Annotated in this window: 12 protein-coding genes and 1 pseudogene; 6 read left to right on the plus strand and 7 right to left on the minus strand. The window is 62.0% G+C overall.

From position 1 onward, the window contains the following. Nucleotides 1-2 precede the first annotated feature (2 nt). The 3 genes from AOA59_RS29885 to AOA59_RS29900 all read left to right on the plus strand — a co-directional run bounded on the left by AOA59_RS29885 (nucleotide 3) and on the right by AOA59_RS29900 (nucleotide 3,793). Nucleotides 3-866 carry an SMP-30/gluconolactonase/LRE family protein gene (locus tag AOA59_RS29885; RefSeq protein ID WP_099489966.1) on the plus strand — a complete coding sequence of 288 codons (864 nt, stop codon included), beginning with the start codon at nucleotides 3-5 and terminating at the stop codon, nucleotides 864-866. 37 nt (nucleotides 867-903) lie between these two features. Continuing rightward, complete coding sequence (locus AOA59_RS29890) at nucleotides 904-1,908, plus strand: substrate-binding domain-containing protein (protein WP_017136516.1); 1,005 nt, start codon at nucleotides 904-906, stop codon at nucleotides 1,906-1,908. A gap of 1,072 nt (nucleotides 1,909-2,980) precedes the next feature. After that, nucleotides 2,981-3,793: an alpha/beta fold hydrolase gene (locus AOA59_RS29900; protein WP_069788760.1), complete on the plus strand. Its 813-nt coding sequence runs from the start codon at nucleotides 2,981-2,983 to the stop codon at nucleotides 3,791-3,793. A 27-nt stretch (nucleotides 3,794-3,820) separates the two neighbouring features. Here the strand turns inward: AOA59_RS29900 and AOA59_RS33715 are convergent, their stop codons facing one another. The 4 genes and pseudogenes from AOA59_RS33715 to AOA59_RS29915 all read right to left on the minus strand — a co-directional run bounded on the left by AOA59_RS33715 (nucleotide 3,821) and on the right by AOA59_RS29915 (nucleotide 8,280). Next, nucleotides 3,821-4,702, minus strand: coding sequence for a methyl-accepting chemotaxis protein (locus AOA59_RS33715; RefSeq protein ID WP_371919101.1), 882 nt, complete (start codon nucleotides 4,700-4,702; stop codon nucleotides 3,821-3,823). Then, nucleotides 4,679-5,788: pseudogene (locus tag AOA59_RS33720) on the minus strand (HAMP domain-containing protein); the annotation flags it as partial. The pseudogene AOA59_RS33720 and the gene AOA59_RS33715, both read right to left, overlap by 24 nt. 114 nt (nucleotides 5,789-5,902) lie before the next feature. Beyond that, nucleotides 5,903-7,315, minus strand: coding sequence for a PLP-dependent aminotransferase family protein (locus tag AOA59_RS29910; RefSeq protein WP_099489969.1), 1,413 nt, complete (start codon nucleotides 7,313-7,315; stop codon nucleotides 5,903-5,905). A gap of 203 nt (nucleotides 7,316-7,518) precedes the next feature. Next, complete coding sequence (locus AOA59_RS29915; RefSeq protein ID WP_065929518.1) at nucleotides 7,519-8,280, minus strand: SDR family oxidoreductase; 762 nt, start codon at nucleotides 8,278-8,280, stop codon at nucleotides 7,519-7,521. A gap of 228 nt (nucleotides 8,281-8,508) precedes the next feature. On the opposite strand from AOA59_RS29915, the gene AOA59_RS29920 reads away from it, so the two are divergent. Continuing rightward, nucleotides 8,509-9,516, plus strand: coding sequence for an NADP-dependent oxidoreductase (locus AOA59_RS29920; RefSeq protein WP_099489970.1), 1,008 nt, complete (start codon nucleotides 8,509-8,511; stop codon nucleotides 9,514-9,516). A 111-nt stretch (nucleotides 9,517-9,627) separates the two neighbouring features. On the opposite strand, the gene pyrF is transcribed toward AOA59_RS29920, so the two are convergent. Further along, complete coding sequence (gene pyrF, locus AOA59_RS29925; RefSeq protein WP_065929516.1) at nucleotides 9,628-10,326, minus strand: orotidine-5'-phosphate decarboxylase; 699 nt, start codon at nucleotides 10,324-10,326, stop codon at nucleotides 9,628-9,630. Nucleotides 10,327-10,587: 261 nt separating this feature from the next. On the opposite strand from pyrF, the gene AOA59_RS29930 reads away from it, so the two are divergent. Both AOA59_RS29930 and AOA59_RS29935 read left to right on the plus strand, forming a co-directional pair. After that, on the plus strand, nucleotides 10,588-11,352 hold the full coding sequence (locus tag AOA59_RS29930) for a response regulator (protein WP_056859738.1): 765 nt from the start codon (nucleotides 10,588-10,590) through the stop codon (nucleotides 11,350-11,352). Further along, on the plus strand, nucleotides 11,352-12,386 hold the full coding sequence (locus tag AOA59_RS29935) for a HAMP domain-containing sensor histidine kinase (protein WP_065929515.1): 1,035 nt from the start codon (nucleotides 11,352-11,354) through the stop codon (nucleotides 12,384-12,386). The genes AOA59_RS29930 and AOA59_RS29935 overlap by 1 nt, the downstream gene beginning before the upstream one ends. On the opposite strand, the gene AOA59_RS29940 is transcribed toward AOA59_RS29935, so the two are convergent. Together AOA59_RS29940 and AOA59_RS29945 are read right to left on the minus strand one after the other, a co-directional pair. After that, a complete protein-coding gene (locus AOA59_RS29940) occupies nucleotides 12,383-13,444 on the minus strand; it encodes an AI-2E family transporter (protein WP_069788744.1) in 1,062 nt (353 codons plus the stop codon). The two genes, AOA59_RS29935 and AOA59_RS29940, sit on opposite strands and share 4 nt — an antisense overlap. A 72-nt stretch (nucleotides 13,445-13,516) precedes the next feature. Beyond that, nucleotides 13,517-14,335, minus strand: coding sequence for a DUF4892 domain-containing protein (locus AOA59_RS29945; RefSeq protein ID WP_099489971.1), 819 nt, complete (start codon nucleotides 14,333-14,335; stop codon nucleotides 13,517-13,519). Nucleotides 14,336-14,367: the final 32 nt, after the last annotated feature.

Genomic DNA, 14,367 nt, shown 5'->3' on the forward strand with positions numbered 1-14,367 from the left:
TTATGTCGTGTACCGCAGTCACTGCGCACCGTGCGCAGCTGGGCGAAGGCCCGTTCTGGGACGTGCCGACCCAGGCGCTGTATTGGGTGAATATCGCCGGCAAGCAGGCGCTGCGCCTGATGGGCGGGCAGTTGCAGATCTGGCAGTTGCCCGAGCACGTCTCGGCCTTTATCCCCTGTGAAGGTGGCGGTGCGTTGGTCACGCTGAGCAGCGGCGTGTACCGGCTGAACCTGGAAACCGAAGCCCTCACGCTGCTGTGCGTGGCCGACCCGCAACCGGGTAACCGTGGCAATGAAGCGCGCTGCGATGCCCAGGGCCGCCTGTGGTTGGGCACCATGCAGAACAATATTGGTGAGCAGGGTGAAGACCTGCCGATTACGCGGCGTTCCGGCGGCCTGTTTCGGATCGATGCCAACGCACACGTCACGCCGCTGCTGCAAGGGCTGGGCATTCCCAACACCTTGGTGTGGAGCGATGACGGCGCTCATGTCCATTTTGGCGACAGCCTGGACGGCACTTTGTACCGGCATTCGGTCAAGCCGGACGGTCAGCTCGACCCTGCCCGGGTCTGGTTCGGCCCGCATGAGCGTGGCGGCCCTGACGGCTCGGCGATGGACGCAGACGGCTATATCTGGAACGCCCGTTGGGATGGCAGTTGCCTGCTGCGCCTGACGCCGGCGGGTGAGGTCGACCGCGTTATTGAGTTGCCCGTCAGCCGCCCCACCAGTTGCGTGTTTGGTGGCCCCCACCTCACCACGCTCTACATCACCAGCGCCGCCAGCCCACTCGATCACCCGCTGGATGGTGCAGTGCTGGCCATCGAGGTCGATGTGCCGGGCACCCCCTGTCACCGCTTTGCCGGATAAACCCAAGACCTGAAAACAATAACAAGGAGTCACCCGTATGAATCGTCGTCGAGGTATGCGTTCCCTGTGCTGCGCCGCTGTGGCGGTGTCGGCCCTGAGCTTGGGCGGTCTGTTGCAGGCCGCTGAAGCAGTGAAGATTGGTTTTTTGGTCAAGCAGGCTGAAGAACCGTGGTTCCAGACCGAATGGGCGTTTGCCGAAAAAGCCGGCAAGGAGCATGGCTTTACCGTGATCAAGATCGCCGTGCCGGATGGCGAGAAAACCCTCTCAGCCATCGACAGCCTGGCGGCCAACGGCGCCAAGGGCTTTGTGATCTGCCCGCCGGATGTGTCGCTGGGCCCGGCCATCGTTGCCAAGGCCAAGGCCAACGGCCTGAAAGTGATTGCGGTGGATGATCGCTTCGTTGATGCCAAGGGCAACTTCATGGAGGACGTGCCGTACCTGGGCATGGCCGCGTTTGAAGTCGGCCAGAAGCAGGGCGCGGCGATGGCGGCTGAGGCGAAAAAACGCGGTTGGGACTGGAAGGATACCTATGCGGTGATCAACACCTTTAACGAACTCGACACGGGTAAAAAGCGCACTGACGGTTCGGTCAAATCCCTGGAAGACGCTGGCTTTCCCAAAGACCACATCCTGTTCACCGCTGCCAAGACCCTCGATGTACCAGGCAGTATGGACGCCACCAACTCGGCGCTGGTCAAGCTGCCCAGCGGTGCCAAGAACCTGATTATCGGCGGTATGAACGACAACACGGTGCTTGGTGGCGTGCGCGCTACCGAAACGGCCGGTTTTGCTGCGGCCAATGTGATTGGTATCGGCATCAATGGTACGGATGCCATTGGCGAACTGAAAAAGGCTGACAGTGGCTTTTTCGGTTCGATGCTGCCTAGCCCGCATATCGAGGGCTACAACACTGCGCTGATGATGTATGAGTGGGTCACCAAAGGTACTGAGCCGCCCAAGTACACGGCGATGGACGAAGTGACGCTGATTACGCGGGAGAACTTCAAGCAAGAGCTGACGAAGATTGGGCTGTGGCAGTGAGGTAGGCTTGGCAGGGGGGTGGATCAGACGGAGTACATATCCGTTGCTGCGGTAATGGCTACCTATGGTTCCGCCCTTACGGCGGGTCACTTTTGCAAACGCCCGGAATGCCGGCCCAGCCAAAAGTAACCAAAAGGTCCTCGCCCCACCACTCGGCACCTCGCTTAGGCTCGGCGTGCCAGAACGAAGGCTTGAGTCCGTGGGCCGCCGCGATGGGCCATCCTTGGCCCAGCGCGGCTAACCCGGCGTCCTGCCGGGTTACCCACGGATTCAAGCCTGCGTTCGGCCAGCGTGGTTGACGGGGCGCCTCAGATCAAAATCAAGATCAAGATCTACAGCACGGCGGCCTGAAAGCCGACCTGAGTGGTTGAAGCAAAAGCCAGATCAAGTGCAAATCCAAAGCCTATCTACCTGATGCAACGCGGTCTAAATGTGGGAGCGGGCTTGCTCGCGAATGCGGTGTGTCAGAGACAGATGAATTGGCTGACCCACCGCATTCGCGAGCAAGCCCGCTCCCACAGTTGATCGCATGCAGTTTTGAATATGAGGTCGGCTGCGGATTTGCATACACTGAAGAGCTGCTTTTCTGTGGGAGCTGGCTTGCCTGCGATGCAGGCACCTCGGTGTGTCAGGCACACCCAGTTGATGCCATCGCAGGCAAGCCAGCTCCCACCTTTGACCGAGTATGGCTCTGCTGTTGCTCCGGCTCTTACATCCTTTTCGATGACGAAGTCAGCGGTCTTTTGATCTGCGCTTTTGATCTTGATCTTGATCTGAAATCGCCCCGTCAAACACGATGGCCCAAATCACTGTCGGATTGCGGGCATGCCGAGCCACAGCGAGGCACCGAGTGTTGGGGCGAGGACTTTTTGCTTACTTTTTGGTCCCTCAAAAAGTGAGCCGCTGTAAGAGCGGAACCATAAGCCGCCATTACCTAAATAACGGATATTCACCCAACCCAGCCCAACCCACCACGCCACGCCACCACCAAGTGCCATCACTTTGCACCTATCCCCTCGCCCCCGACTAGCGTAAAAAAGTGCCCCTAACTCCGTGAAGTCAGAGGCCTGCTATGCCTGTCGCCGTCATTGATGGACAACCGCTGCACTATGTCGACCAGGGCACCGGCCCGGTCGTTCTGCTGGGCTCAAGCTACCTGTGGGACCGCCACATGTGGGCGCCGCAAATTGAAGCCCTGTCGCAACAGTACCGCGTGATCGTCCCCGAGCTGTGGGGCCATGGTGAATCCGGCCCGCTGCCGGCCCAAACCCAGTCCCTCGACGACCTGGCGCGCCAGACCCTGGCCCTGCTGGATCAGCTGGACATCGCACAGATCAACCTGGTGGGCTTGTCGGTAGGCGGCATGTGGGGCGCGCGCCTGGCGCTGCTGGCGCCGCAGCGCATCAACAGCCTGGTGCTGATGGACACCTACCTCGGCGCCGAGCCCGAGGCCACGCGCCAGTATTACTTTTCGCTGTTCAAGATGATTGAGGACGCCGGCGCCATTCCTGAGCCGCTACTGGATGTGGTCGCGCCGATCTTCTTCCGGCCAGGCATCGACCGCGAATCTGCGCTGTACCAGGATTTCCGCCAGTCGCTGCAGGCTTTCTCCAAGGAGCGCCTGCTGCACAGCATCGTGCCATTGGGTCGTCAGATCTTCAGCCGCGCCGATATCCTCGACCAACTGCACCGCCTGGACACCGACACCACCCTGATTATGTGCGGCGAGCAGGACAAGCCCCGCCCACCTGCCGAATCCAGGGCAATGGCCGAGCTGATCGGTTGCAGCCTGACCCTGATTCCAGACGCCGGGCATATCTCCAGCCGCGAAAACCCGGACTTCGTCAACGAAGCCCTGCTGACCTTCCTCGCCAACAACGCCTGATCGCGCGGTTCCGCCTTTGCTCGTGGATCAAAGGCGGAAGTGCCCCACCATACCCTTGAGCTGCGCCCCCAACTGCGCCAGCTGAATGCTCGACGCGGCGTTGCCTTGCATGCTCAGCGCCGATTGGTCGGCACTCGCGCGGATACTGGTGACACTGCGATTAATTTCTTCGGCCACCGAGCTTTGCTCCTCGGCGGCGGCGGCAATCTGCTGGTTCATCTGCTGGATCAGGGACACGGCAGCGGCGATGCTGCCCAGCGCGCTCTCGGTTTCCAGCGCATCGCTGACGGCCAGCTTCACCAGCTCGCCGCTTTGCTGAATCTGCTGCACCGACGACTGCGCAGCACTGCGCAAGGTGCTCACCAACCGCTCGATCTCCTCGGTCGATTGCTGCGTACGCTTGGCCAGCGCCCTCACCTCATCGGCCACCACCGCAAACCCTCGGCCTTGCTCGCCGGCGCGGGCGGCTTCAATGGCGGCGTTAAGGGCCAGCAAGTTGGTCTGCTCGGCAACACTTTTGATCACCCCCAACACCGTGCCGATGTGCTGGATCTCGGCACTGAGGCTGTCGATGCTGGCGCTGGCGCTGGTGCTGGAGGACGCCAGCAACTCAATGCGTTGCAGGCTCTGACGCACCACCTGCTGGCCGCTGTCGACCTTGGCATCGGCGGTCTGCGCCGCTTGCGCAGCTTCTTCGGCGTTACGCGCGACGTCATGCACCGTGGCGGTCATCTGGTTCATCGCCGTGGCAACCTGTTCGGTCTCCTCTTTCTGGCTGCTGACCTCTAGATTGGTTTGTTCGGTGACGCTGGAGAGTGATTGTGCAGAGCTGGCCAATTGCTCGATGCCGGCCTGCAAGCCGCTGACCATCTGGCTCAGGCCAGTGCCCATCTGTTGCATCGCTTGCATCAGCTGGCCGATTTCATCACGGCGACTGACCTCCATGCGCCCGCTCAGATCACCGGCAGCAATCTGCTGGGCCACGGCAATCACACTGCGCAGCGGCGTCACGATCAGGCGGGTAATCAGCCAGGCGGCAATCAGCCCCACCAACAACGCCAACGCCGAGGAACCGATGATCAGCCACGTGCTTTTCTTCAATTGCGCCTGCATCGACTGGTCTTCGGCGGCATACGCCTGGTTGACCCGGCTGACCACCTGGTCGGCGCGGTCATGCAATTGCTTGTAGACGATTTTTTCCTGAGCCAGCAAACCGGTGTACTCACCGAGTTTTTCGCTGAAGGCGGCAATATGCCCGGACACCTCGTTGAGCACGGTCTGGTAACCCGCGTCCTTGACCGCGGTTTTCAACTGCTCGACCTGCGCCAGGGCCTGGTCGGCCTGTTCGATCTTGCCCTGCTCGGCGTTGTCGGCATCGGCCCTGCGGCTCTGGTCCAGGCGCACCCGCGCCTCGTTCATGGCTTGCAGCATCAACCGCGACACTTGGCTGACCTGCCCGGCCTGCTCGATAAACTCGGCGCCCTCTTTGCCCTGGCTTTCCTTGAGGCCATAGGCGCCATCGTCGGCCAGGCCGGCTTGCAGCACATCGAGGTTATTGGCCACGCTGGAGACGGACCAACTGGCCATCTCCAGCGCCAGGTCCTTGGTCTGGGTCAACTCGACAAATTCATCGAACGCCTGGCGATACGCGGCCAACGCCTGTTCAACGTCGCCCATCACCGGCACATTGGCGGCGGACTGGGCCTTGAGCGTGGCCGCCAGGGCAGCCAGGGCATCGACGCTTTCATGCAAGGCATCGACGGCTTTGGGGTCGGCATGCAACGCGTAGTCCTGCTCGATCAAGCGCACCTTGAGCAAGCCGCTGTTGAGCGAGGACATCGCATTGAGGCCTTCGAAACGCTGACCAACGGTTTGCAGCGACCACACGCCAATGGCCGCCACCAGCGCCGTCAGCAGCAGCACCAGGGAGAAGCCCAAGCCCAGTTTTTTTGCCATACCGAGGTTGGCGAAACGTCGTTGCACGGCCGAAATCATTGCACTTGAATCCTCTTGCACGGGCAGCTGCCAGCAAGCCTGGTTGCCATGCAGCGAGATTCGCAACGAGACGCCATTGGCACAAGACGTTGGCGCCACAATAATGGCAAAAAGCTACATGCTCGTCGTTTTCAGAATGGTCGAGGTCGATCTGGCAGGCCCCATGGCGCGGAACAACGCCAACGCCCGCTGATCAGCAGCATAGGCCACATTGATGCGCAGCCAGTCACTGTGTTCGCCGCGGGGAGTAAACAGCGCCCCGCATGACAGCAAGACGCCAAGCCTGCGCGCGCACGCCTGCAACCGGGAATGATCGCCCAGACCCGGCCGCGCCCACACGAACATACCGCCGGCAGGCACGGCAAACACCTGCCATTCCTCATCCTCCAGCACCTCCAGAGTGGCTGCCATTTGCGCATTCAAACGCTTGCGCAGGCGTTGCACCCATTTGCGGTAAGTACCATTGGCCAACAGCGCGGCGACCACTGTTTCGGCAAACCGTGACGTGCCGATACCGGTCAGGGTCTTGAGGCTGGCCATTCGTGCAACGATGGCCGCGCCGGCACTGACGTAACCCACGCGCAGGGCACTGCTCAGGGTCTTGGAAAAGCTTGATACGTAGATCACCCGGTCATCATGGGGCAAGGCCGACAGCCGCGTGCAACTGGCGTGCTGCAGGTCGCCGAAAACGTCCTCTTCAATGATCAGGAAGCCATCACGGTGCGAAAGCTCCAGCAACCGCTCGGCCACGGCGCGGCACAAGCTGGTGCCCGTGGGGTTGTGGTACAGGCAGTTGATGAACAGGCACTTGGGGCGATGGCGCAGCAGCAGTTGCTCGAGCACCGGCATGTCCGGACCGCCCACGGTGCGCGGAACTTCCAGCAACGTGACGCCATGACGCTCCAACTGTCGATAGAGGTTGGCGTAGCCCGGCGTCTCGACCACCACCGTATCGCCGGCCTTGAGCAGCGAGCGTATCAACAGGTCCTGTGCATGGCTGGCACCATGGGTGGTCAGGATGCGATCCAGGCAGGTGGCCACCTTTATCTGGGTCAGCCGCTTGAGTAACTGCTCGCGCAATGCCGGCAGGCCCAGTGGCGTGCTGTAGTTAAAGAGGCCGCCCGTGTCGGTGCGGCTGATTTCCCGTATCGCGTAGCACAGGTCATCGCTTTCACGCCAAGTGTCCGGCAGCCAGCCGCAACCGAGCTTCAACTCGCCCAACGGGCCATCGACATAGTCGCCCCAACCCAGCTCCGCCCCCTCATACCAGTGGCTTTCAAGGTAAACAGCCGGCTGGGCGACCACAAATCCCGAGCCTTGCCTGGACGCCAGTAAACCCTGGGCGACCATTCGCTCGAAAGCCTCTATCACGCTGGACTGGCTGAGCAGGTTGTCGAGGGCCAGTTGCCGGATGGACGGCAAGCGCGTACCGGGGCTCGCGCCGCTCTTGCGTATCCATTGCGCCACCGCGCTGACGATTTGCTGCACCACCGGTACAAGGGCTTGTCGATCGATCCCTAAATCCATGAGCCACTCACTTCAACTGTCTGTTATTCAACCCCAAACAGTTAAGCACAGAAGCTCGCTAAAACCGGTCGTAAACTCTTATTAAAGTATTGATTTTATTGACTTATTTACCTTCTGATACACATTCTGACGAGGCCTTGTGCCAGCCATGGAAACGCCCCACAGCGACCCTATCCTTTTCCAAGAGTGCATGGCATTGAGTCCTAGATAGCCGTCGCGCCACCATCCACCGCCAAGGCTTGCCCTGTGGTGAACGCTGCCCCATCGCTGCACAGGTACAGCACGGCACTGGCGATTTCCTCGACCTTGCCAATGCGCCCGACCGGGTGCATGGCGGCGGCGAACTCGGCTTTGCGCGGATCTGCTTCATAGGCACGGCGGAACATGTCGGTGTCGATCACCGCAGGGCACACTGCATTCACGCGGATTTTCTTCTTTGCATATTCGATGGCGGCCGATTTGGTCAGGCCGATCACGGCGTGCTTGGACGCCGCATAGATGCTCATCTTCGGCGCAGCGCCCAACCCGGCGACCGAGGCGGTGTTGACGATCGCACCACCGCCCTGGGCCAGCAACAGCGGCAGTTGATACTTCATGCACAACCATACGCCCTTGACGTTGACGCCCATGATTGCATCGAACTCATCCAGGCTGCCGTCGGCCAGCTTGCCCTTCTCGATCTCGATGCCGGCGTTGTTGAAGGCATAGTCCAGGCGCCCATAGGCGGCGATGGTCTGTGCCATCAATTGCTGCACATCGGCCTCCAGCGTGACATTGCAGCGCACGAACAGCGCTTCGCCGCCTGTTTGTTGAATCAACGCAACCGTGCCCTCGCCGCCCGCCACATCCAGGTCGGCAACCACTACTTTCAAGCCTTCTGCTGCAAATGCCAGCGCAGTGGCGCGGCCAATACCGGCGGCGGCGCCGGTCACCAGGGCGACCTGGCCGGAAAACGTCATGCTCATGGGGGATGTCCTATGCAAGAAATGGCCGTGGGCCGAGTCTAGCCAAGCGCATGGCGGGCGCGTCAGCACTATCATATGGCCGGTTGGGGTCGCATGAATGGCAGTGATAAGACGCAGGGGCCAACTATCAACCCGACCTATCGGCGGGCATTCGCACTCACCCTTAACCTTGCCCCCAAGCCGATGAAGGTCTATCACTCAAGGCTCACTTTTTGAAGAGTCCCTGCCATGACTGCCCAGACCAACCGCCAATTCCTGCTCGCCAAACGCCCGGTCGGTGCGGCCACGCGGGAGACCTTCACCTACCAGGAAGTGCCGGTGGGCACGCCAGCGGACGGGCAAGTGCTGGTGCGCAATGAATACCTGTCCCTGGACCCGGCCATGCGTGGCTGGATGAACGAGGGAAAATCCTACATTCCACCGGTCGGCATCGGCGAAGTCATGCGGGCGCTGGGCGTGGGCAAGGTGATTGCCTCAAACAACCCGAAATTCGCGGTGGGTGATTATGTGAACGGCGCCCTGGGCGTGCAGGATTATTTCCTGGGCGAGCCGCGCGGTTTTTATAAGGTGGACCCAACACTGGCACCGCTGCCGCGCTACCTGTCAGCGCTGGGCATGACCGGCATGACCGCCTACTTCGCCCTGCTCGACACCGGCGCGCCCAAGGCCGGCGAAACGGTGGTGATCTCCGGCGCCGCCGGTGCGGTGGGCAGCATTGCCGGGCAAATTGCCAAGCTCAAGGGCTGCCGGGTGGTGGGCATTGCCGGGGGCGCCGACAAGTGCAAATTCCTCATTGATGAACTGGGCTTTGACGCAGCCATCGATTACAAAAGCGAAGACGTGCCAGCCGCCCTCAAGCGCGAGTGCCCCAAAGGCGTGGATGTGTATTTTGATAACGTTGGCGGCGACATTCTCGACGCCGTGCTCAGCCGCCTGGCCCTGAAGGCGCGGGTGGTGATCTGCGGCGCAATCAGCCAGTACAACAATAAAGAGGCGGTGAAAGGCCCGGCCAACTATTTGTCGTTGCTGGTCAATCGTGCGCGCATGGAAGGGTTTGTGGTGATGGACCACGCGGCGAACTTTGCCGCCGCCGGGCAGGAGATGGCCGGCTGGATGGCCCAGGGCAAGCTCAAGAGCAAGGAAGATATTGTCGAGGGGCTGGAGACGTTCCCGGAGACGTTGATGAGGCTGTTCAACGGCGAGAACTTTGGGAAGTTGGTGCTTAAAGTCAGCTGACCCGATCGTTCCCACGCTCTGCGTGGGAATGCAGCCCGGGACGCTCTGCGTCCCAAAGCGTGACGCAGAGCGTCACAAGAGGCGTTCCCACGCAGAGCGTGGGAACGATCATCAGGCGATTTCGGCGACAACTGCCGCCAGTGCCTTGGCCGGATCCGCCGCCTGGCTGATCGGGCGACCGATCACCAGGTAGTCCGAGCCGGCATCCAGGGCCTGACGCGGCGTCAGGATACGACGCTGGTCATCCTGGGCGCTGCCCGCCGGGCGAATCCCCGGCGTCACCAGTTGCAGCGACGGGTGCGCGGTCTTCAGCGCCTGGGCCTCCAGGGCCGAACAGACCAGGCCATCCAGGCCAGCCTTCTGCGCCAATGCCGCCAGGCGCAGGACCTGCTCCTGCGGCTCGATGTCCAGGCCGATGCCGGCCAGGTCTTCGCGCTCCATGCTGGTCAGCACGGTCACACCGATCAGCAAGGGTTTGGGGCCGCTGCGCTGCTCGAGCACTTCGCGGCAGGCGTTCATCATGCGCAGGCCGCCGGAGCAGTGCACGTTGACCATCCACACGCCCATTTCGGCGGCGGCTTTAACCGCCATGGCCGTGGTGTTGGGGATGTCATGGAATTTCAGGTCGAGGAATACTTCGAAGCCTTTGTCACGCAGGGTGCCGACGATTTCGGCGGCGCAGCTGGTGAACAGTTCCTTGCCGACCTTGACCCGGCAAAGCGTGGGGTCCAACTGGTCAGCCAGCTTCAGTGCGGCGTCACGAGTGGGGTAATCCAGGGCGACGATGATAGGAGTCTGGCAGACGGGCATTGGAATGGGCTCTCAGGCAAGTCGAAATCGGCGCGGATTGTAGCGCAAGCGGCGCCGTTGCGGGATCCGATGATCGGTAAAATGCTGATCAAGCGCGCATAACCGGGGATTTCGAGTCATTGTGTCAATATCGATACATTCCCGACATGCCCTCAACACGCCCCGCGACTAGCCTCGCGCACATGACCGCTCGCCCGGCACTTCCAGCCATGGAACCGGGCGCCTATGCTCAATGCAACAACCCAGGCAGATGATCGCACTATGCATACCCCTACCGTCTCTGTAAACGAAGAGCAAAAAGGCGCGGTGATCGCCGAAGACAAGCGGTGGAACACCCGCGCGCTGATCGTCGATGACGACCTGCCGATCCGCGAACTGCTGATCGACTACCTGGCCCGCTTCAATATTCTCGCCACCGGCGTCACCGACGGCACGGCCATGCGCACCGCCATGCAAGCCGAAACCTTTGATGTAGTAGTACTCGACCTGATGCTGCCGGGCGAAGACGGCCTGTCGCTGTGCCGTTGGTTGCGCACCGAGTCGGACATCCCGATTTTGATGCTCACCGCACGCTGCGAACCCACCGACCGCATCATCGGCCTGGAACTGGGCGCCGATGACTATATGTCCAAGCCGTTCGAGCCGCGCGAGCTGGTGGCGCGTATCCAGACCATCCTGCGCCGGGTGCGCGATGACCGCACCGAGCAGCGCGCCAACATCCGTTTCGACAACTGGCGCCTCAACAGCGTACTGCGCCAACTGGTGGCCGACGATGGCCTGGTGGTGCCGCTGTCCAATGCGGAATTTCGCCTGCTGTGGGTGTTCATCGAGCGCCCGCGCCGTGTGCTGAGCCGCGAACAATTGCTGGATGCTGCCCGTGGCCGCTCCATCGAAGCCTTCGACCGCAGCATCGATCTGCTCGTATCGCGCCTGCGCCAGAAGCTTGGGGATGACCCGAAAGCCCCGCAACTGATCAAGACCGTGCGCGGCGAAGGCTACCTGTTCGACGCCCGGGATATCGGTTGATGCGCGCCACCTTCAATACGCTGTTTGGCAGGCTGTTCGGCGTATTGCTGGTGGCCATTGTGCTCGCTCATGTGCTGGCGATCTTCTGGTTCCGCCACTACGGCCCGCCGCCACCGCCGCCCCAGGAAACCTTTGTCGAGCAACCGGACGGCACGATGAAGCCATTGGCCCGCCATCACCGGCCGTGGTACGGCGGCCCCGTGGTGCCGCTGACCTTTCAGTTTATCTCGCTGATCATCGCCGCCTGGTACGGCGCCAAACTGCTGAGCCGGCCGATCCAGCGCCTGAGTGCAGCCGCCGAACGCTTGAGTCTTGACCTCGACAGCCCGCCGCTCAACGAGTCCGGGCCACGGGAAGCGCGCCAGGCTGCATCGACCTTCAACCTGATGCAAAAGCGCATCCGTGAGCAAGTCAGCCAGCGCGCGCGCATGCTCGGCGCCGTCTCCCATGATCTGCGTACGCCGCTGTCACGCCTCAAGCTGCGCCTGGAGCAAATCGAAGACCCCAAGCTGCAAGGCCAGATGCGCCAGGACCTGGACGACATGATCGGCATGCTCGACGCCACCTTGAGCTACCTGCACGAACAGCGCACCAGCGAGACCCGGCACTGGCTTGACGTGCAGGCGCTGGTCGAGTCCCTCAGCGAAAACGCCCAGGACCAAGGCGCGGACGTGCAGTTTTGCGGCACTTGCGCGCCGTTGCAGGTGCAACCGATGGCGCTGCGTTCGTGCCTCAACAACCTGATCGACAACGCCCTGCGGTATGCCGGCACGGCGCGTATTGAGTTGGCAGACAGCCGGGGCGCCCTGGTGATCCGCGTGATCGACCACGGGCCTGGGATTGCAGCCGATAAACGCGAGGCGGTGTTCGAACCGTTCTTTCGCCTCGAAGGCTCACGCAACCGCAACTCCGGTGGCGTCGGCCTGGGCATGACCATTTCCAAGGAAGCCGTGGAGCGCCTCGGCGGCCACCTGAGCCTGGAGGAAACCCCAGGCGGTGGCCTGACGGCCGTGATGTACTTGCCGAGGGCTTAAAGCGCTTTATCTTCGCGACGGTCCTGGGACTGGGTCGCGCTCCAATCCGTGAGCAGGCTGTAGGCCACCGCCAACAAGGTCGGGCCGATAAACAGGCCGATGAAGCCAAAGGCAATCAAGCCGCCAAACACACCCAACAGCACGATGACCAGCGGCAGGTTGCCGCCTCGGCTGATCAGGTAAGGCTTGAGCACGTTGTCCACGCCACTGATGATGAACGTGCCCCAGACACCGAGGAACACCGCATAGGTGTAGTCGCCCTTCCATGCCAGCCAGGCCGTGGCGGGAATCCACACCAGCGGCGGGCCCATGGGGATCAGGCTGAGCAGGAAGGTGACGATGCCCAGCACCAGCGCGCCCGGCACGCCGGCAATCAGGAAGCCGATCAGCGCCAGCAGGGCCTGGGCCGCCGCCGTACCAATCACGCCGTTGACCACCCGCTGCACAGTGCCGGCCACCAGTTCGATGTAGTAACCGGCGCGCTCGCCGATCAGGCGCTCCAGCAACCGATGGGCAAACATCGCCAGCCGTGGCCCATCACGGTAAAAGAAGAACACGAACACCAGGCTCAGGGTCAGCTCAAGAATACCGCCACCAATTTGCGCACTGCGCGCCAACAGCCAGTTGCCCACCTGCCCCAGGTACGGCTTGATGCTGACCATCAGCGCTGCACCCTGTTGGTCGATGCTGTCCCAGGTCGCCACCAGCCGCTCGCCAACAAAGGGGATCGAGTTCAGCCAGGCAGGGGCGGCGGGCAAGCCGTCAACCTGGATATCCTTGATCAGGCCCACCGCATCGCGCACATGGTCGGCCAGGTTGAACCCCAGCCACACCAGCGGCACCGCCACCAGCAACATCCAGCCCAACGTGAGGATGCCCGCCGCCAGGGATTCGCGGCCACCCAGCCAGCGCGTGAGCAAACGCATCAGCGGCCAGCTGGCAAACGCCAGCACCGCGCCCCAGAACAGCGCCGACCAGAACGGCGCCATCACCCAGAAGCTGGCACCAAACAACACCAGCAGCAGGATTTGCACCAGTAGGCGATCGTTATTGAGCATCGGGTATCTCGAGAATAAGGCTGTAGGAAGAGAGCTTAGGCGAACGGCACGGGTCCGTTCGCCTTATAACGGTCAGCGTATCAGATGCAGGTGCAAACCCTTAGCGTCACCGCTGCCGGTTTCCAGGCGGGCGGCACGCACACCGCTGTCGATCAGGCCCTGGCGCCAGGCCTCGGCGGTCGGCCCGGTGAGGCTCACGCGCAAGGTGGCGTCGAGGTTCAAACCACGGGAAATCAAGGTCAGCCAGGTGGTGTCAGGCGCGTTGCCGAGTGCCGGAAAGTCCAGCTCGCCGGTGCTTTTCAGCTCGCGCAGCAAGGTCGCCGAGGTGGGCAGCAAGTCGCCCAAGGGCGCGCCGGCGTCCAGTTGTTCTACATGCAGATAAGCACGGCGGTTGCCGCGCGTAATGCCATACAGCGCCACCAACGAGTGGTCCTGCGGCGTGGCCAGGCGCAGCAGCAGGTACTCCTGCTGGCCGTCGGCGCCGACCAGCTTGGCATTGCCGAACACTTCATTGGCCCACAGGCTGCTTTCGCCGCAATCACGCGCCTGGCACCAGAACAACAGCTGCGCGCCCTTGGCCTGCAACGCTTCACGTGTCGCGGTAAAGGCGGCGCTGGAGGTGTGCTCGGCGGGCAGTTCATAGGTGATGGCAGTGGTTTGGCCGCGGGCTGTGGCCTGGCCTTCGTAGCGCAGCTGGCCGCTGATCTTGCGGATCGCGCCCATGGGGTAGATGCGTTCTTTTTCTTCAGCGGGGCGATAATCGACGATTTGCGCATCGACCTGACGGGCCACGGCCGGCAGATCCTGGCTGCCTGGCACATCGGCGGCGAACACCAGGGGGCTGAAACAGCACAGCCCAAGGGCACGGAGACATTCTTTACGCAGGCTCATCGGATGAGTGAGCCCTGGCCATCGAAGTGCAC

It is taken from the genome of Pseudomonas sp. 2822-15 (assembly GCF_002742515.1).
Taxonomy (GTDB): Bacteria; Pseudomonadota; Gammaproteobacteria; order Pseudomonadales; family Pseudomonadaceae; genus Aquipseudomonas; species Aquipseudomonas salomonii.

Coding starts and splice junctions, on each gene's coding strand:
- AOA59_RS29885 (WP_099489966.1), top strand. CDS start 3: ATGTCGTGTACCGCAGTCACTGCGCACCGTGCGCAGCTGGGCGAAGGC.
- AOA59_RS29910 (WP_099489969.1), bottom strand. CDS start 7,315: ATGGATTTAGGGATCGATCGACAAGCCCTTGTACCGGTGGTGCAGCAA.
- AOA59_RS29935 (WP_065929515.1), top strand. CDS start 11,352: ATGCGCGCCACCTTCAATACGCTGTTTGGCAGGCTGTTCGGCGTATTG.
- AOA59_RS29945 (WP_099489971.1), bottom strand. CDS start 14,335: ATGAGCCTGCGTAAAGAATGTCTCCGTGCCCTTGGGCTGTGCTGTTTC.
- AOA59_RS29915 (WP_065929518.1), bottom strand. CDS start 8,280: ATGAGCATGACGTTTTCCGGCCAGGTCGCCCTGGTGACCGGCGCCGCC.
- pyrF (WP_065929516.1), bottom strand. CDS start 10,326: ATGCCCGTCTGCCAGACTCCTATCATCGTCGCCCTGGATTACCCCACT.
- AOA59_RS29890 (WP_017136516.1), top strand. CDS start 904: ATGAATCGTCGTCGAGGTATGCGTTCCCTGTGCTGCGCCGCTGTGGCG.
- AOA59_RS29930 (WP_056859738.1), top strand. CDS start 10,588: ATGCATACCCCTACCGTCTCTGTAAACGAAGAGCAAAAAGGCGCGGTG.
- AOA59_RS29900 (WP_069788760.1), top strand. CDS start 2,981: ATGCCTGTCGCCGTCATTGATGGACAACCGCTGCACTATGTCGACCAG.
- AOA59_RS29940 (WP_069788744.1), bottom strand. CDS start 13,444: ATGCTCAATAACGATCGCCTACTGGTGCAAATCCTGCTGCTGGTGTTG.
- AOA59_RS33715 (WP_371919101.1), bottom strand. CDS start 4,702: ATGCAAGCGATGCAACAGATGGGCACTGGCCTGAGCCAGATGGTCAGC.
- AOA59_RS29920 (WP_099489970.1), top strand. CDS start 8,509: ATGACTGCCCAGACCAACCGCCAATTCCTGCTCGCCAAACGCCCGGTC.